Source organism: Luteimonas yindakuii, assembly GCF_004803715.2.
GTDB lineage: Bacteria > Pseudomonadota > Gammaproteobacteria > Xanthomonadales > Xanthomonadaceae > Luteimonas > Luteimonas yindakuii.
In genome coordinates this window covers 2,702,810-2,721,121 of record NZ_CP039383.2, presented here as the reverse complement: position 1 = coordinate 2,721,121, position 18,312 = coordinate 2,702,810, and the positions used below count along the sequence as shown (strand labels likewise).

The window sequence follows — 18,312 nt, the reverse complement described above, 5'->3', positions numbered from 1 at the left end:
TCAGGGACTCTTGATCTGCAGCACGGGTTCGATCCGTGCCGCGCGTAATGCGGGCACCAGGCCGACCAGCAGGCCGGTGCCGATGGCCAGCGCCAGCAGCAGCGCGAACAGCCCCGGCTCGAATCGGGCGAGGTCGGTATACCCGTGGTCCTGCAAGCGGATGACCCACAGCCCGAACAGGGTCAGCGGCCATGCCAGCACGCCACCCAGGGTGCCGGCCGCGACCGCCTCGACCAGGCACTGCAACAGCACCGACCGCCGCGGCGCACCCAGCACGCGACGCACACCGAGCTCGCTGCCGCGACGCAGGAACCGTGCGGCCAGCAGGCCGGCGACGTTGACCATGCACAGCGCCAGCAGGCCCACGGCGAGCCACAGGTACAGCCGCACGGTGTCGGGAACCACGCGGTTGGCGGCCAGCCACGCCGGCACGCTGTCGAGCCGGCTGGCCGCGGGGCGCTCGAACACGCCGGCGGCATGGCGCGATCGCGCATAGCCGGCCAGTGCGTCGGCATAGGCGTCGCGCGTGGCCGCATCGGGCAGCTCCGCCCACAGCGCCAGCCAGCGACAGGCGTCGAGGTCGATGGTGTCGAAGCCGAAGCCACCGACGCCGCGGCCATCGCAGTCGCGCGTGGCCACCGGCGCGACGCCGGCATCCAGCGCGGCGTGCAGCGGCACGAACAGCGATTCCGAGCGTTCGCTCCATACGGCCTGGCCGGCCTGCAGGAAATGGAAGCGCGGCCGTGGGGCCCACGGCCCCACCACGCCGATCACGCGGAACATCGTGCTGCCGATGCGCAGGTCGCGGCCCACCGCGTCCGCCTCGCCGAACAAGGCGCGTGCGGTGGCATCTCCGATCACCGCTACCGGCACCCGGTCCTGTTCCTCGGCCGCGGTCCAGTAGCGGCCGCGCTGCAGCGGCACACCGAACATCGACGGCATCGGCCCCAGCGCCAGCACCGCGGTGGCGGTGTTGCTGGTGTCCGCATCGTCCGGCTGTACGGTGACCGGCGTCGACACCAGCGCGGCCTGCCGCACGGCCGGCTGCAGCGCCATCAGGGCCTGCGCGTCGGCGAGCTTCCACAGGAACGGCGGCGCATCCGCATCGGGCTCGGCCGCCGAGGCACTGGTGGGTGCGGCGCGCGAGTCCACCCAGGCCAGGTGCAGGCGCCCGCTGATGCCGGGCAGTGGATCGGCCGACAACATCGCCAGCAGGGTCAGCATGCTCATCACCGCGGCCAGGCCGAGGCCGAGCAGGACCACGGTGAGCACCATCGTGCGCGGATGGCGCAGCAACCCGCGCAGACCGAGCTCGACCGCGTAGCGCGCGGCCATCAGGCGCCGCGCGTGGCGACGGCCGGCGGCACGAGGGCGGCGCGCCGTGCGGGGCCGTACACGGCAATCTGGCCCAGCAGCCACAGCGCCACGGCGCCGATCGGCAGGTAGAACAGCGGCAACCGCGGCAGTTCGTAGCGCTGCATCAGCAACTGGTTGAGCGCGTAGGCCAGCAGCATGCCGATGGCGATGCCGATGGTCGCCAGCAGGAAATTCTCGGTCTGGAAGTAGCGCAGGATCTGCCCGCGGGTGGCGCCCAGCGCACGGCGGATGCCGATCTGCCGGCTGCGCTGCTGCACCCAGAAACTGGCCAGGCCGACGATGCCCAGCGCGGTCACCACCAGCAGCGCCACGATCACCGCCACCAGCATCCACGCCATCGCGCGGTCCTGGCGGTAGTAGCGGTCGCGCATGCTCTCCAGCGTGCGCGCCTGCTCGGCATCGACGATGCGGGTCGGGCCCTGCGCCAGCAGCGCCTTCTGCGCCTGCTCCAGCACCGCCTGCCGCTGCGACGGATCCTGCACGCGCACCAGGTAGGCGCCACTGGAGTACGGCACCTGCCCGGGCAGGATCACCGACTCCTCGTAGCTCGCCGCCGAACCGAAGTCGTTCGGCTTCGCCAGGCGTTCGACGATGCCGATCACCCGGCTCGGTTCCTCGCCCCAGATGTAGAGTCCCTTGCCCAGTGCATCCCCGGCGGGGAACAGCCGGTCGGCGGTGGCTTGGCCGAGGATCACCGCCGGGAAGTGCACCTTGCCTTCGGTGCGCATGCGGCCGAAGTCGCCGACCTCGTCGCGGGTGAAGTTGCGCCCCGCCACCAGCTTCAGGCCCAGCGTGTCGATCAAATGCTCGTCGGCGATGTAGTTGGACACGCTCATGGTTTCACCGCGCTGCTCGGCGGTCATGCGCACGCTGCTGTTCCAGTTCGAATTGCCGAACGGCATCTGCACGCTGATCGTGGCGTTGGCCACGCCGGGGATCGCACGCAGCGCGGCGAGGTCGGTCTGCGTCAGCGCGTTCGCGTTCTCGTCCCTGGCCAGGCCGCGTGCCTGCACGGTGACCACGTGCTGCTCGTCGGCGCCGGTCGGACGGTCGATGCGCTCGAGCCGGCCGGCGATCAGGAACAGCGCGTTGCAGACGATCGCGCAGGACAGCGCGATCTCGAACACGATCAGCGCGGCGGCGGTCTTGTGCCGCGACAGGGTGGAGAGGATCGGACGGAGTTCCATGGCGGAGTCCCTTGGCGTGCGGAGCGTTACTGGGATTTGAGCTGGATGGCGGGCGTCACCTGCATCGCGCGCCAGGCCGGCAGCACGCCTGCCAGCAGGCTGGCGGCGATGGCCATCGCAAAGGTCACCAGCAGCATGGTCGGGTCCATGCGTGCCAGCTCGGCGTAGTCGGCCGGTTGCCTGCGCACGGCCCACAGGCCGAGCAGCGCCAGCAGCATGCCGAGCGCGCCGCCGGCCAGCCCGACCGTGCCCGCTTCGACCAGGCATTGCATGAAGATCGAGCGGCGGCTGGCGCCCAGCGCACGGCGCACGCCGATCTCGCCGCCGCGACGCATGAACTTGGCCAGCAGCAGGCCGACCGTGTTGAGCAGGCACACGGCGAGGAACCCGAACGCCAGCCACACCTGCAGGCGGACGTCGGAGGGCACCACCTCGCGTTCTTCCAGCCATGCCATCACCGGGGTCAGCGCGTTGTTGTCGGGACGTTCGAAGCGACCCGCCGCGCGCTGCTGCGAGGTGTAGTTGTCGAGGTAGGCGCGGTACGTGGCGGCCTTGGCGGGAGTGTCGAGTTCCACCCAGTACTGCATCCAGGTGCAGGGGGCATCGGGGCCGGTGGAGCCCTCCTCGCCGGTGGGCTCGGCCCAGCAGTTCATGTTGCCCTGGGTGGGGAGGCGCAGGTCGCGTGAGGTCGAGAACGGCAGGTACACGTCTTCGCTCTCGGTGAACTCGCCGGAGCTCATGTCGTAGAAGCGCGGCGTCGGCCGCCAGTGGTCGAGCACGCCGACGACGCGGAAATCGGTGCGACCCATGCGCAGGCTGCGACCGGTGGGATCGGTGTCGCCGAACAGCCGCTCGGCCATCGCCCGCGAGATCACCGCCACCCGCGCGCGCGACTCGTCGTCGCCGCGTTGCCAGCCACTGCCATGGCGGAACGGCGTATCGAACATCGCGAAGAAGTCCGCCGAGGTGTAGCGCGCCTGCAGCACGAACGGCGCCAGGCCTTCGGCGTCGGGCTCCACCGCCACCGAGCCGGCGGACATCAGCGCCTGGCGGTCGCCGCGGGCCTCGCGCAGCAAGGCCTCCGCGTCGAACCGGGTCATCTGCTCGTCCGGATCCTCGCCGGGTGTGAACCCGTCCATCGTCGCCGGGTCCATGCGCACGTAGTACAGCTGGTCGCTCTTCTGCGGGATCGGGTCGCCGGACAGCACGCGGAACACGGTCAGCGTGGTCACGCTGGCGCCGATGCCCAGCGCGATCGCCAGCACCATCAGCGCGGTCAGCGCGCGGTTGCGGCGGAAGCTGCGCAGCGCGAGGTTGAAGTAGTAGCCGAACATGGTGGAGGTCCCGTGGACGGTCGCAGCGCCTGCTGGGCGTGTTGCGGCCTGGTGGAATGGATCGGGTTGTTCGCGGCCCGGGGGCCGCGGCTACATCGCGTTGGCTACGGCGGGTTCGCGCCGCACCAGGCCCGGTTCGGTGACGAGGTCGGTGGCCATGCCATCGACGATGTGCACGTTGCGCTGCGCGCGCGCGGCCAAGTTCCGGGTCGTGGGTGACCATCACGATGGTGGTGCCCTGCTGGTGGATGTCCTCCATCAGTTCCATCACGCTGCGCGCCATCTGCGAGTCGAGGTTGCCGGTGGGTTCGTCGGCCAGCAGCAGCCGCGGGCTGCCGGCCAGCGCACGCGCGATCGCCACGCGCTGCTGCTGGCCGCCCGACAATTCCGCCGGGTAGTGCTTCATCCGCGAGCCCAGCCCGACCATGCCCAGCGCATCCTCGATGCGCAGCCTGCGCTCCGACGCGGACATGCCGCGGTAGCGCAGCGGCACGTCGACGTTGTCGAACAGGTTGAGGTCGGGGATCAGGTTGAAGCCCTGGAAGATGAAGCCGATCTTCTCGTTGCGCAGGCGCGAGCGCGCGTTGTCGTTGAGCCCCTTCACGTCGACGCCGTCGAGGTGGTACTCGCCACCGGTGAAGCTCTCCAGCAGGCCGGCGATGTTGAGGAAGGTGGTCTTGCCGGAGCCCGATGGCCCGGTCACCGCGACGAACTCGCCTTCGCGCACGTGCAGGTCGAGCGCGCGCAGGGCATGGGTCTCGACGAGCTCGGTGCGGTAGACCTTGGATACGGCTTGCATGTGCAGCATGGGAACACTCCGGAAGGGGCGGACGGCCGGTCAGGCGTGGATGCGGAAGGCGGTGGGTGCGAGCGGCGCCGGTGCGTAGCGGCGCGTGCCCTCGCGCAGGGTGCGCGGGTGGTGCGCGAGGCCGTCGATGCCGGCCAGCAGGTCGAGCTGGTGCAGGCGCGGCGGCACCGCTTCGGCCAGCTGGCACGGGTTCCAGCGCACGGCGAACGGGAAGGAGGCGGTCGGGGACTGCGGCAGGTCGGGGGCGTATGCGCTCATGTCACTCTCCGGATAGACGGATGCGTTCGGCGTTGTCGAACAGTTCGCTGCCGGCGACCACGACGCGTTCGCCGGGTTCCAGGCCGGACACGATCTCGACCGCACCCAGGCTGCTGACGCCGGCCTGGATCGGGCGTCGCACCGCGGCACCGCCCTGCACGACATAGGCATGGCGGCCACCGAGCTGGTCGAGGAACGGGCCGCGCTCGACCATCACCACGTCGGGGCGGGTGTCGAGCACGATGCGTGCGGTCAGGCGCTGGTTCTGGCGCAGGCCCGGCGGCTGTCCGTCGCTGAAGCGCACGCGCGCCGACACCTCGCCATTCACCACTTCCGGCGACACCGCCGAGACTTCCGCCGCATAGATCTCGCTGCCGGAGCGGATCTCGGCGGGGATGCCGATCGCGAGGTCGCGGGCGAAGCTTTCCGGCACCCGGATCTCCACTTCGAACACCGACAGGTCGACCACGCCCAGCACCGGCGCATTGGCGGCGACATTGGTGTGCTGGGCGACCTGGACCTGGCCGACCTGGCCGTCGAACGGCGCGCGCAAAGTGAGCGCCTCCACCTGGCGGCGCGCCTCGCCGACCACCGCGCGCTGGCGATCGGCCAGCAGATGCCGGTTGCGTGCATCCAGGCCCGCGCCCTGGCCCTGCAGGCCGGCATCCTCGCGCGCCGAGGCCAGGCCGATGTCGGTCTTCTTCAGGGTGTCCTCGGCCTTCGCCAGTTCGACCTGGGCCACGACCCCGGCATCGAACGCGCGCTGGTAGCGCTGCAGGTCGCGCTCGGCGGCGGTGCGGTCGATCTGTGCCTGGTCGAGCAGCTTGCGCGCCTCGGCGCGCGCGATGCGCGCATCGAGGGTGGCGCGGTCGGCCTCGGCCTGCAGGCTGGCCAGCGTCGACTCCTCCTGCACCAGCCGGCTGCGCAGTTCCGGGCTGTCGATCTCCGCCAGCACCTGGCCGGCCTCGACGCGGTCACCGGCGACCACCTTGAGGGTCACCGTGCCGGCGGCGATCGCGTACAGGGTGGGGCTGTTGGCGGCGATCACCCGGCCTTCGGCGCTGAGGTCGCGCACCAGGTCGCCGCGGGTGACCTCGGCGATGCGCAGGCGCGACGCGTCGTAGGAGCGTGCGCCATCGCTCCAGGCCGCCACCACCCACCCGGCCACGGCGAGCACCGCGACCCCGCCAACGGCGGGCCAGAGCCAGCGGCGCAGGACCGGCACCTGGCCCCTGGCCTGACGGGGTGCGTCCTGGGCGGAGGTGTCGCGGATGGGCGTGGGACGGGACATGTGCGGACCGGAGCAGTGGTTGCCTCCGGTGAAGCAGATCCCGTGCCAACGGCCAAGCTGCTGAAACTAAAAGGATTTATGGCCCGGAGACGTTGTCCGTTCGCCCTGGGCGGACGTCCGGGTGTCCGCGGACCGCGGTGCCAGGGCCCCGTTCACATGGCACTTGGGACGTGATCAACGCCCGTTAAACATATGTTTATTTCAACTTCAAGTCCGCTTAGTATCGGTTCACTTTGCCGATTCAGGCGGTTGGATATGCCGGATTGGTACAGGGGGAAGTCGAACAGCAGTCGCGGCAGGTCCTTATCACTTCGGAGAGAGAGATGAGTTTGAAGACCAACAAGCTGCGGGAGGCGATCGTGTTCGCGCTCGCAGCCAGCGCAGTGGGCATTGCCGGCACCGGCACTGCATTCGCACAGGGCCAGGGGGCGTCGCAGGACGCAGCACCCAGCGCCACCACCCTGGACGGCATCACCGTCACCGGTACCCGCATCCGCAGCCAGACCATGACGGCCTCGAGCCCGGTGGCGGAAATCTCGCGCGAGGAGTTCCAGTACTCCGGCGCCACCACCGTCGAGGACCTGGTCAACCAGTACCCGCAGCTCGCGCTCGATTTCGACAACTTCATCAACAACGGTTCCACCGGCTACGCCACCGTCGACCTGCGCGGCATGGGGCCCAACCGCACGCTGGCCCTGGTCAACGGCCGCCGCATTCCGAAGGGCCTGCTCGAGACCGCGGACATCAGCATCGTCCCGGCCCGGCTGCTGCAGCGCGTCGACGTGCTGACCGGTGGCGCCTCGGCCGTGTACGGCTCGGATGCCATCGCCGGCGTGGTGAACTTCATCCTCGATGACGAGTTCGAGGGCGTCAGCGTCAATGTCGGCTATTCCGGCTACCAGCACGACAACGACAACGGCTACATCCAGGGCCTGATGGACGATGCGGGCTTCGACTACCCGACCGGCGGCTCGGGCCTGGATGGCACCACGCGCAACGTCGACGTCGCCATCGGCGGCGCATTCGGCGACGGCGGCCATGCGATGGCCTGGGCGACGTGGCGCAAGGGCAACGCTCTGCTGCAGGGCCAGCGCGATTACTCCGCCTGCGCCCTCAACGGCGCCGGTACCGCGTGCGGCGGTTCGCCTACCGCGGATCCGGCGAACTTCTACATTGTGGCGCCGGGCTCCGGCCTGTACACCTACGTTGCGCCGTCGGCATCGGGCTGGTTCCTGCCCGATGGCCCCAACGTCTACAACTACGCACCCATCAACTACTACCAGCGCCCTGATACCCGCTTCACCGCCGGCAGCAGCGTCAAGTACGAAATCAACGAATACTTCCAGCCGTATCTGGAGACGATGTTCGTCAACCGCCGCAGCGGCACGCAGATCGCGCCGTCGGGTGCGTTCTTCACCGACATCACCGTCAACTGTGCCACCGACGTCATCGGCACCATGTGCGCCGACGTCGGCATCACCGATGACGAATTCACCGTCTACGTGGCCAAGCGCAACGTCGAGGGCGGCCCGCGCATCACCGACAACGAATCGACCAACTACAGCATCGCCGCCGGCGCCACCGGTGCGTTGTTCAGTTCGGGCTGGACCTGGGATGCCTCGCTGCAGTACGCGCGCACCTCGGTGAAGGAGCAGAACCGCAACGACTTCATCACCACCCGCGTGCGCGATGCGCTGCTGGGCTGCCCCTCCGGTGCGTTCGATGGCTGCGTGCCGTACGAGGTCTGGACCGACAGCGTGACGCCGGAACAGGCCGAAGCGCTGCAGGGCGTGGGCATCGTCAACTACACCACCGACATGAAGGTGTTCAACGCCTACGCCACCGGTGACCTCGGCTTCGGCATCCCCGGTGCCAACAACCCGGTCAGTGCGGTCATCGGTTTCGAGAAGCGCGACGAGCGCTTCACCCGCACCGCCGACGCCAACATGCAGACCGGCAACTTCACCGGCCTGGGTGGTCCGACCACGAACCTCACCGGCGGCTACGACGTCGACGAGGTGTTTGCGGAGGCCAACGTGCCGCTGCTGTCGGATCGGGGTGGCTTCAACAGCGTCGACCTGCAGCTCGGCTACCGCTACACCGACTACAGCACCTCGGGCAACGTCAACACCTGGAAGGTCGGCCTGGGCGCCGGCTTCATGGACAACCAGTACCGCTTTCGCGCCGGCTTCAACCGCGCCATCCGTGGTGCCAACGTGGGCGAGCTGTTCGCCGACCAGCAGATCGCGCTGTGGGTGGGTGACGACCCGTGTGCCGGCCCGACCCCGGAGTTCACCGCAGCCGAGTGCGCACGCACGGGCGTGTCGGCGGCCCAGTACGGGAACGTGGCCGCCAACCCCGCCGGGCAGAACAACCAGTTCATCGGCGGCAACCCGAGCCTGGATCCGGAAATCGCCAGCACCTGGACCGTGGGCTTCGCCGCAAGTCCGATCGAGAACCTCGAGCTCAGCGTCGACTACTACGACATCGAGCTCGAGAACGTGATCGGCACCATCGGTGCGCGCACGATCATCAACCTCTGCGCCAACGGCCAGGACGCGATGTGCGACCTGATCCGCCGCAATGCCAATACGGGTGACCTGTTCCGCGGCAGCGATCCGAACAGCTCGGGCCTGGTGATCAACACCAACGGCAACTTCGGCAGCCGCAAGTACCGCGGCATCGACCTGACCGGTTCGTACAGCTTCCAGGCGGGTCCCGGCCGGGTCAGCACCTCGTTCGTCGGCAGTCACATCCTCGAGCGTTCGTTCCAGCCGGTGCCGGGGGACAGCTCCGCTGACTACGCCTGCGACGGCCTGGTCAACGCCGTCTGCGCAACACCCGAGTGGCGGCACATCGCCAACGTCCGCTATGCCCTGGACCGCTTCACCATCGGCATGCGCTGGCGCTATATCGGCGAGATGGACTACCGCGACATCGATGGCACCGACCTCAGCGGCGACTACTTCCTGAGCGGCCCCGGCAAGTTGAAGGCGTTCAACTACTTCGACCTCTCGGGCTCGCTGCAGGTCAGCGACAACATCACCTGGACGCTTGGCGTGAACAACATCGCCGACAAGGAGCCGCCGATGGTGGGTGGCGGCCTGGCGCCGACCAACGCCAACTCGCTGGGTGGCTACGACCAGGCCGGCCGTTACCTGTTCACCAGCCTCGCGTTCGATTTCTAAACGCTGCACGTCACGATGTTCGACCAGGGCGGCGGGCTTCGGCCCGCCGCTTTTTTTTGCACGCTTCCCCGGCTACACACGCAGTCCTTGCGGCTAGACTCGATGGCACGACAACCGCGGGGAGGCGGGTTCGATGACAGTGATGGAACACACGCGCACACGCGTGGAGCAGGGCTACGAGCTGCTGCGCCAGGGGCGCATCGACGACGCTGCGCGGTTGGCCGCCGAACTGCAGCTTGCTTTGCCCGACGACGTGCACGCGCTGGTCTTCGTCGGCGAAGTCGCCGTCGCCCGCGGCGCGTTCGAAGATGCGGTCGAGCCGATGCTGCGGGCGATTGCCGCCAGCGGTGGCGACGATGCGCTGCGTATCAAGCTGGCCGGCCTCTACCTGCATCTGCGCCACCGTCACGATGCGCGCGCGCTGGCGACCGAAGTTGTCACCTCCGCACAGGCGCGCGGCGATGGCCGCAGCCTGTGGCAGGCCGCCAGCATCATCACCAACTGCAACCGTCCCGGTGACGCGATCGCCCCGTACCGGCAGGCGCTGGTACTGCTGGGCGCGCAACCCGGCCTGCTGTACGACCTCGCGGTCGCGCAGTTCTTCACCGGCGACTTCGACGAGGCCGAAACCCATCTCGACCGGATGCTGGCACTGGCGCCGCAGGCCGGGCACGCGCTGTACCTGCGCAGCACGCTGCGGCGGCAGACTGTGGAGCGCAACCACGTCGACGCATTGCGTGGCCGCATCGCGGCCGGGCTTGGCCGGCCGGAGTGGACGGCCGCGGCGTGGTATGCGCTGGCCAAGGAACTCGAAGACCTCGGCGAGCATGCCGACGCTTTCGACGCGCTGGACACCGGCGCACGCCTGCAACGGCAGACGCTGCAGTACGACATCCAGGCCGAGTGCGATGCGCAGGCCGCCATCCGTGCCGCCTACAGCGCGGAAACGACGCAGGCTCCGCCAGCGGATCCGGACCAACCGGGACCGATCTTCATCGTCGGCATGCCGCGCACCGGCACCACCCTGGTCGAGCGCATCCTGGTGCAGGGCGGACAGGTGAAGTCGGCTGGCGAGCCACTGGATCTGGGCCAGCTGATCGCGACGCACACGCGCGCAGTACAGGTGAGGCATCCGGAGCTGTCCGCGGCCGAGGCATCGCTGCGGATCGACTTCGGGGCGCTTGGCCGCGAGTACACGCGTGGCGTGGCGGAAGCGGCCGACGCGCCGCGCTTCATCGACAAGCTGCCGGTCAACTACATGTACTGCGGGTTGATCCGCAGGGCACTGCCGAATGCGCGGATCATCCATCTCGAGCGCGACCCGCTCGACAGCTGCTACGCGGTCTACAAGACGCTGTTCTTCAACGCCTACCACTGTTCCTACGATCTCGACGAGCTCGCGCGCTACTACCTTGCGTACCGGCAGACGATGGCGCACTGGCATGCGGTGATGCCCGGCGCGATCCTCGACGTGCGCTACGAGGACGTGGTGGCCGATCCCGACGGGCAGGCCCGGCGCGTGCTCGAGTGGTGCGGCCTGCCGTGGGATCCGGACGCCGCGTATGGCACGGCACCGGCCGCAGCCACGTTCACCACCGCGAGCGCGGCGCAGGTGCGCGAGCCGGTGCATGCACGTTCGGTGGGCAGCTCGCGGCGGCACCTGCATCGCCTCGCGCCGCTGGTCGAGCGCCTGGCCAGCGGCGGGATCCGCGTGGACTGATCGCGTTGCCTCAGCCTGTCGGCTGCATGTCGAAGGCGATGGTGACCCGAGGCTGCGGGTCGGCGAACGGCAGGGTGCCGTGCCAGACATAGGACGGAAACAGCGCCAGCCGGCCGGCTTGCGGCTGGATCAGTCGGCGCGGCGGCAGGTCGAGGCCGAGGCTGTCCATCGGTTGTCCGAGCTGCAGCCAGCCGGCATGGCCGTCACTGGAGGCCTCGCGCACCGTCGGCGGCAACGCCACGTAGAACGCGGAACTGAGCCAACCCTCGTCGTGGATATGGTTCGCATGGTGTCCGGCGTCGCGCAGCCGCACCGACCATGAGCCGACGAAGCGCACGCTGCGGCGCAGCCGCGACAGGAACGGGTGGTCCGCGTCGTGCGGCAGGCCTGCAAGCCAGCGTTCGACGGCATCGCGCAACACCTGTTCCGCGGCACCGATCAGCGGGTCGTCGCGGCCGAACAGCCGACCCGGCGTCTGCGTGCCACCGCGCACGCTCTGCGCCCGCGGCTCGCGCGAGGCGAGGTGCAGGCGCGCCAGCCGCGCATCAAGCGCCTGCAGGAACGCGGCGAGGCTGTCGTACCCGGGCGGGGTGTCGATGTCGACCACGCCAACCAGATGCTCGTAACCGAACAGCCATTCCTCGCGCGGATCACCCGCCAGCCGCCACGCGGTGCCGAGCAGGCTCCAGGCTTCCTGGTTGCGGGGATCGCGGCGCACCGCGCGCTCGGCGCAATCGCGTGCGAGCGCCAGATCGCCACTGCGAAAGGCGTGGCGGGCACGCGCATTGAGGAACCCGGCATGGTGGTCGCCGAGGCGACGGGCGACCCGGGCATACAGCGCCCCGGCCTCGGCCAGCCGGCCGAGTCGGTCGAGAGCGTCGGCCAGCAGCCAGTCGAGCGCGGGCTCGTCGACGCCGGCTCGCAGCGGCTGCAGCCAGTCCAGGGCGGCCTGTGCGTGGCCGGCTTCCAGCAATGCGCGTGCGTAGGCGAACTGCAGCGGCAGATGGCCGCGCCGTGCAGCCGCGGCACTGCGGAAGCCTGCGAAGGGATCCTCGCCGGGCGCCAGCACATCGCCGTGTTCCCACAGCAGGTGGCCGAGCGATTCGTGCGCGGGCACGAAGTCCGGCGCCGTGGCCACCAGCTCGCGTGCAGCCGCCAGCGCCTGCGCCGGCTGGCCGCGGTCCTGCAGCAGCCCGAGCAGTGCATTGCGCACCTCCGGTGTGTCCTGCCCGAGTGCCTGCGCCTGGTGCAGGCAGTCCGTCGCGGCGTCGAGGCGGCCGAGCATGCGCAGCACCGCGCCACGATTGACCCACGCCGGCGCATAGCCCGGCGCCAGTGCGATCGCGCGCTGCAATGCATCGTCGGCTGCTTTGAGCTCGCCCTGGGCCTGCAGTGCGCTGGCCAGCCCGTGCCAGGCCTGCACCAGCTCCGGCTGCAGGTCGAGCGCCTGCGAGAACGCCGTGCGGGCGGCCTCCGCCTCGCCAAGCTGTAGACGGATCGATCCCGCCTGCAGCCGCGTCTGCGCGGTCGCCGGTGCGGAATCGATAACGTGCAGCGCCTCGCGCGCGCGGCCGCCGCGGCGCAGCCATGCACAGTAATTGAGCGCGACCACTTCGCTGTGAGGTGCCAGCGCCAGTGCGCGTGCGAACGCCGCCTGCGCACCGGCGGCATCGCCCTGGCCGGCGAGACACATCGCCAACAGCTGCTGTGCGTCGGCGGCGTCCGGTACCTCGGCCGCGAGCGTGCGTGCGATCCGGCTGGCACCTGCGACATCGCCCTGTTGCAACAGCCGTTGTGCCTCGAGGAAGCGCTGCGCCTGCGCGCGGGTCAGGGCCCGCATGGCGACAGGCGACGCCATGCCTAGCGCACGCGCCGCGCGCGCAGGCTGACGCCGCCGGGGGTGCGCAGCAGATGGCTGCCAAGCGCGCCCTTGCGGATCGTCACCACATCCCCCGCCACCAACGGTCCGGCGACGCCACCCTCCACCGACCAGCGCTGGCCGTTGTCGAGGGTGACCGTCCGGCGGCCACCCGCGTGGTCGACGCCGCTGACGCGCGCGTCGATCGCGGTCGGATCGGCGTCCTCCGCGGACTGCTGCGGATTGCGCATCGGCGTGGCGGCACGCGGCAGTCCGAAGGCATCGACCGCGCGTGCAGCGGCGGCCTGCTGCACCGCGGGCGGCGGCGGGAAGGCCCGGTCGTAGCAGGCCAGCCGCTGCGCGGGTTCCACCGTGGACGCACAGACGTGGCCGGTATCGGCGGTGTCCTGGGCGGGTGCGACGACAGGCCATGCGCATGCAAGCAGCAACGGCAACAGGCGGACGGAACGACTCGGCATTGCGCGATCTCCGGCGTGGTCGGTGTGGCGCTGTCATAGAGTATGCGTCGGCGCGGGGTGGGGAGCGCACATGCGGGAAGGAGACACCGGCGTGGCGGCACTACGCCGCCATGCACACGAACGACTGGCCGCGCGCGACTGGCCGGCGGCGATCGCGGCATGCCGTCGCCTGCTGGAGCAAGAGCCGGCAGATGCCGATGGCTGGTTCAACCTCGGCTATGCGCTGCGCCATGTCGGCGAGTTCGAGGCGGCGATCGAGGCCTACGGGCAGTCACTGCGATACGGTGTGGCGGATCCGGCGATGGCGCATGTCAACCGTGCGGCGATCCACGCCGACCACCTGCGTCGCGACGATGCGGCCGAGGCCGAACTGCGACGCGCGCTGGAACTGTCGCCGGCGCATCCGCATGCATTGCTCAACCTCGGCAACCTGTGCGAGGAGCGTGGCCGGCGCGACGAGGCGATCGCCGCCTACCTGCAGTTGCTCGATCGCGGCGATGGCGATGCCGCCGCGGCCGAAGCGCTGGCGCGGTTGGCGTCGCTGCAGCCGCCGGTCAATGCAGGGGATCCGTTGCTGGAGCGGCTGCGGCGCGCGGCGGAAGACGTGCGCGTGCCCGCTGCGCTGCGCGCCAACCTGTGCTTCGCCCGCGGGCGCGCGCTGGATGCGCTGGGCGACGCCACCGCGGCTTTCGCCGCCTTCGGTGCGGGCAAGGTGCTGGCGCATGCCGGTCATCCCGTTTACGACCCGCACGCCGCGGAGGCGCGCACGCGCCTGTTGATCGACGCATTCCCGCGGCCCGCGCCACATCGCCCGGTGCAACCGCAGCCGGCACCGGTGTTCATCTGCGGCATGTTCCGCTCCGGCTCGACCCTGCTCGAACAGGTCCTCGCTGCCCATCCCGACATCGCCGCCGCCGGCGAGCTCGACCTGCTGCCGCGCATGGCGGCAACCGCGTTGGCGCCGTTCCCCGCCGCCATCGCGGACCTGGATGACGATCGCCGCGATGCGCTTGCCGCCGGCTACCACCGTGCGCTGATGGCGCGCCTGCCGCCGCGGACTGCCGCATGCAGGATGGTGACGGACAAGCGGCCGGACAACGTGCTGCTGGTCGGCCTGGCCAAGCAGCTGTTCCCGCAGGCCAGGATCATCCACACCGTGCGCGACCCACGCGATATCGCGCTGTCGGTGCTGATGCAGCACCTCAATCCGCGCGCCTTTCCCTGGGCCGCCGACCTTCAGTCGATCGGCCACCACGTGCTGCGACAGCGTGAGCTGGTCGCGCACTGGCGGGCGCTGTATCCGGACGATGTGCTGGAGTTCGATTACGACGCATTCATCGCCGCGCCGGAGCCTGTGCTGCGCGTACTGCTCGCCCGGCTGGGCCTGCCCTGGCATGCGGAGTGCCTGCAGTTCCACGAGCTCGACAACACGGTCAAGACCGCCAGTGCGTGGCAGGTCCGCAAGCCGCTGTATGCCGATGCGTCGGGGCGTTGGCGCCGCTACCGGGATCAGCTGCGTCCGCTGGAGGCCATGTTGCGCGCAGCCGGCATGGAGCTGCCGGACGATGCGACCGATCAGGCGTCGCCGGCGCTGCGGTAATCGCGCATCGCGCGCGCGAGCGTTTCCACCATCGCCCGTTCCTCCAGCGACAGCAGCGGATTCCATACATCGAAGATCAGCACCACGCGCAGCTGGTCGCTGTCGTTGCGCGCCTCGTGTTCGATGGTGTCGTCGAACACGAACACCTCGCCCGGCGTCCAGCCGCGGCGGTCGTAGCCGACGCGGAAGCTGCAGTCCGGCGGCACCACCAGCGGCAGGTGCGCCACCAGCCGGGCATTGGTCTCGCCGGTATGCGGCGGGATATGCGTGTGCGGCGCGAGTGCGGAGAACATCGCGTTCGGGCACAGGCCGGCGATCGACACTGCATCCACCGCGGCCAGCGCCTCCGCCGTGGCCGGGCACCGTGCGATGTTCTCCGCCACCGGTTCGCCGTGTGCCCACAGGTGGAAGGAGCTCCAGTCGCGCGAGTGGTTCAACGCCTGCCACTGGTTGACCGGCTGGTCGGCACGGAAGGCGATATAGGGCTCGAAACTGTCGGCGTGCCCGGCCACCAGCGCTTCGAGCTCGGCGCGGATTGCGTCGGTACGGGCCTCGAGCGCGGGGATCCATGGGAACAGGTCGCGATCATGGAACGGCTGCGCGGGCAGCCGCGGCACGTGCAGCTGGTTGCACTCGGACGGGTACGGCCGCGTGCGCCCGGCGAGGATCGACACCGCTTCGTCCCACCGCCCGCCGGCGGCAGGGGCCACCGCCTGCCGTGGCCCCGCCACCGCATGGGCGAGGAAGGCCTCGAGCTCGGCGGTGTCGCGCGCGATCGCATCGCGGGCGTGGGCCAGGCGACGACGCAGCGCCGGCGGCCATTGCGGCTCCGGCGGCGCGACCTTCAGCGCATCGCGGAACACCGCGGCCGCGGCGCGGGCCCGGTGCTCGCGTTCGAGGAACTCCGCCTTGGCCAGCAGCGCCGGCAGGAAATAGGCGTCCAGCGCCAGCGCGGCATGGATCGACGCCCACTCCTGCGCGGTGTCGCCGAGGTCGCGATGGACCACGGCGAGGGTCAGCACCAGCATCGGATCCCGCGGCGCGGCCGCGCGGGCGGCCTCCAGCAGTTCCAGTGCGCCGCGCGCGTCGCCGCGCTGGTGGGCATGCACGCCAAGGCTGAAAAGCGCCTGCACGTTGCCCGGGTCGAGCGTGCGCACCTGCGACCACAGGCGCTCGGCCTCCTGCCAGCGGCGGGCATTGGCCGCGCTGCCGGCGGCGGCGATCAGGGCTTGCAGTTGTTCGCTCACATGGCTCCCCGGCCGTGGCGTGCGCCCGATTCTAGGCATGCACGGCACGGAATGGACAGCCATCGTGCAGCAGTCCCGGAGCGGCGCTGTCCTACAATGGGCGACCCCTGTCCGGAGCCTCTCCATGTGTGGAATCGTCGGTGCCATCGCCGCTCGTGATGTCGTGCCGGTCCTCGTCGAGGGCCTGAAGCGGCTGGAATACCGCGGCTACGATTCCGCCGGCATCGCGGTGCTGACCGAAGGGCAGATGCGTCGCGTGCGCCGCACCGGCCGCGTGGCCGAAATGGCCGGTGCCGCGGAGGCCGAGGGCTTCAGCGCCACGCTCGGCATCGGCCACACGCGCTGGGCCACCCATGGCGGCGTCACCGAATCCAATGCCCATCCGCACGTCAGCCACGGCGTCGCGCTGGTGCACAACGGCATCATCGAGAACCACGAAGAACAGCGGGAGCGGCTGACGGCGCTGGGCTACAGCTTCGAATCGCAGACCGACACCGAGGTCATCGCGCACCTGATCCACCATCACCTGGGACAGGGCCTGGAGCTGCTGGCGGCGGTGCAGGCGGCCACCCGCGAGCTCGACGGCGCCTATGCACTGGCGGTGATCAGCCGCGACGCGCCCGACACCATGGTCTGCGCGCGCATGGGCTGCCCGCTGCTGGTGGGCCTGGGCGACGGAGAGAACTTCATCGCCTCCGACGTGTCGGCGATCATCCAGGCCACCCGGCGGGTGCTGTTCCTCGAGGAGGGCGATACCGCGCGCGTCACCCGCGATGGCGTCGCGGTCTTCGACGGCGACGGCGCGCCGGTGCAGCGCGACGAGCATCTGTCCGACGTGTCGCTGGCCTCGCTGGAGCTCGGGCCGCACCGCCACTTCATGCAGAAGGAGATCCACGAGCAGCCGCGCGCGGTCGCCGACACCATGGAGGCGATCATCGACGCCGCCGCGTTCGAGCCGACCCTGTTCGGCGCCGATGCCGCCGACGTGTTCGCCGGTGTCGAAGGCGTGCAGATCCTCGCCTGCGGCACCAGCTACTACGCCGGCTCGGTGGCGCGTTACTGGATCGAGGCCATCGCCGGGCTGCCATGCAGCGTCGAGATCGCCAGCGAATACCGTTACCGCAAGGCGGTGGCGAATCCGAAGCACCTCATCGTCACCATCTCGCAGTCGGGCGAAACGCTCGACACCATGGAAGCGCTGAAGTACGCGAAGTCGCTCGGCCACGAGCGCACGCTGTCGATCTGCAACGTGCCCGAAAGCGCGATCCCGCGCGCCAGCCGGCTGGTGTTCTATACCCGCGCCGGTGCCGAGATCGGCGTGGCCTCGACCAAGGCGTTCACCACCCAGCTGGTCGGCCTGTTCGCACTGGCGGTGACGCTGGCGAAGCTCAACGGCCAGCTGTCGGCGGAAGACGAGGCGGGCTATATCGAATCATTGCGCCACCTGCCGGGCAGCGTGCAGCACGCGCTGAACCTGGAGCCGCAGATCATCGGCTGGGCCGAGCGCTTCGCGCTGAAGGACAACGCGCTGTTCCTCGGCCGCGGCGTGCATTACCCGATCGCGCTCGAGGGCGCATTGAAGATCAAGGAAATCTCCTACATCCACGCCGAGGCCTATCCGGCCGGCGAGCTCAAGCACGGGCCGCTGGCGCTGGTGGATGCGGACATGCCGGTGGTGGTGATCGCGCCCAAGGACGGCCTGCTGGAGAAGGTGAAGTCGAACATGCAGGAAGTGCGCGCACGCGGTGGCGAGCTGTTCGTGTTCACCGATGCCGACAGCAACTTCGGCCCCAGCGAAGGCGTGCACGTGATCCGCACCCCGCGCCACGTCGGCGTGCTGAGCCCGATCGTGCACACCATCCCGGTGCAGCTGCTGGCGTACCACACCGCGCTGGCGCGCGGCACCGACGTCGACAAGCCGCGCAACCTCGCCAAGAGCGTCACCGTCGAGTAGGCGCGGCGCGC

Annotated in this window: 12 protein-coding genes and 1 pseudogene; 4 read left to right on the top strand and 9 right to left on the bottom strand. The window is 70.0% G+C overall.

Going from position 1 to position 18,312, the window contains the following annotated elements:
* From E5843_RS12620 to E5843_RS12595, 6 genes and pseudogenes are all read right to left on the bottom strand, one after another.
* A complete protein-coding gene (locus E5843_RS12620) occupies window positions 1-1,335 on the bottom strand; it encodes an ABC transporter permease (protein ID WP_136412835.1) in 1,335 nt (444 codons plus the stop codon).
* Window positions 1,335-2,564 (bottom strand): ABC transporter permease, encoded by a 1,230-nt coding sequence (locus E5843_RS12615; RefSeq protein WP_141066053.1) that lies wholly within the window; start codon window positions 2,562-2,564, stop codon window positions 1,335-1,337. Before E5843_RS12615 ends, E5843_RS12620 begins: the two co-directional genes overlap by 1 nt.
* Before the next feature lie 26 nt (window positions 2,565-2,590).
* The gene (locus E5843_RS12610; protein ID WP_136412834.1) at window positions 2,591-3,898 is read right to left on the bottom strand and encodes an ABC transporter permease; all 1,308 of its coding nucleotides are present in this window, start codon (window positions 3,896-3,898) and stop codon (window positions 2,591-2,593) included.
* Window positions 3,899-3,988: 90 nt separating this feature from the next.
* A pseudogene (locus tag E5843_RS12605) lies at window positions 3,989-4,706 on the bottom strand (ABC transporter ATP-binding protein).
* A gap of 30 nt (window positions 4,707-4,736) precedes the next feature.
* Window positions 4,737-4,964, bottom strand: coding sequence for a hypothetical protein (locus E5843_RS12600; protein ID WP_134674263.1), 228 nt, complete (start codon window positions 4,962-4,964; stop codon window positions 4,737-4,739).
* A 1-nt stretch (window position 4,965) separates the two neighbouring features.
* On the bottom strand, window positions 4,966-6,255 hold the full coding sequence (locus E5843_RS12595) for an efflux RND transporter periplasmic adaptor subunit (protein WP_134674262.1): 1,290 nt from the start codon (window positions 6,253-6,255) through the stop codon (window positions 4,966-4,968).
* A 323-nt stretch (window positions 6,256-6,578) separates the two neighbouring features.
* Between E5843_RS12595 and E5843_RS12590 the strand changes: the two genes are divergently transcribed.
* Both E5843_RS12590 and E5843_RS12585 read left to right on the top strand, forming a co-directional pair.
* Window positions 6,579-9,443 carry a TonB-dependent receptor domain-containing protein gene (locus tag E5843_RS12590; RefSeq protein ID WP_141066052.1) on the top strand — a complete coding sequence of 955 codons (2,865 nt, stop codon included), beginning with the start codon at window positions 6,579-6,581 and terminating at the stop codon, window positions 9,441-9,443.
* 142 nt (window positions 9,444-9,585) lie between these two features.
* Window positions 9,586-11,163, top strand: coding sequence for a tetratricopeptide repeat-containing sulfotransferase family protein (locus tag E5843_RS12585; RefSeq protein ID WP_244240780.1), 1,578 nt, complete (start codon window positions 9,586-9,588; stop codon window positions 11,161-11,163).
* Between the two features lie 10 nt (window positions 11,164-11,173).
* Here E5843_RS12585 and E5843_RS12580 read toward each other — a convergent pair whose 3' ends face one another.
* Both E5843_RS12580 and E5843_RS14175 read right to left on the bottom strand, forming a co-directional pair.
* A complete protein-coding gene (locus E5843_RS12580) occupies window positions 11,174-13,003 on the bottom strand; it encodes a putative 2OG-Fe(II) oxygenase (RefSeq protein WP_166816018.1) in 1,830 nt (609 codons plus the stop codon).
* A gap of 20 nt (window positions 13,004-13,023) precedes the next feature.
* A complete protein-coding gene (locus E5843_RS14175; protein WP_166816016.1) occupies window positions 13,024-13,500 on the bottom strand; it encodes a hypothetical protein in 477 nt (158 codons plus the stop codon).
* 70 nt (window positions 13,501-13,570) lie between these two features.
* Between E5843_RS14175 and E5843_RS12575 the strand changes: the two genes are divergently transcribed.
* Complete coding sequence (locus tag E5843_RS12575) at window positions 13,571-15,100, top strand: tetratricopeptide repeat-containing sulfotransferase family protein (protein ID WP_141066050.1); 1,530 nt, start codon at window positions 13,571-13,573, stop codon at window positions 15,098-15,100.
* Here E5843_RS12575 and E5843_RS12570 read toward each other — a convergent pair.
* Entirely contained in the window at window positions 15,076-16,347 is a 1,272-nt protein-coding gene (locus tag E5843_RS12570; RefSeq protein WP_244240779.1) for an aspartyl/asparaginyl beta-hydroxylase domain-containing protein, read from the bottom strand. The genes E5843_RS12575 and E5843_RS12570 overlap by 25 nt on opposite strands.
* Before the next feature lie 124 nt (window positions 16,348-16,471).
* On the opposite strand from E5843_RS12570, the gene glmS reads away from it, so the two are divergent.
* A complete protein-coding gene (glmS, locus tag E5843_RS12565) occupies window positions 16,472-18,301 on the top strand; it encodes a glutamine--fructose-6-phosphate transaminase (isomerizing) (protein WP_136412827.1) in 1,830 nt (609 codons plus the stop codon).
* Window positions 18,302-18,312: the final 11 nt, after the last annotated feature.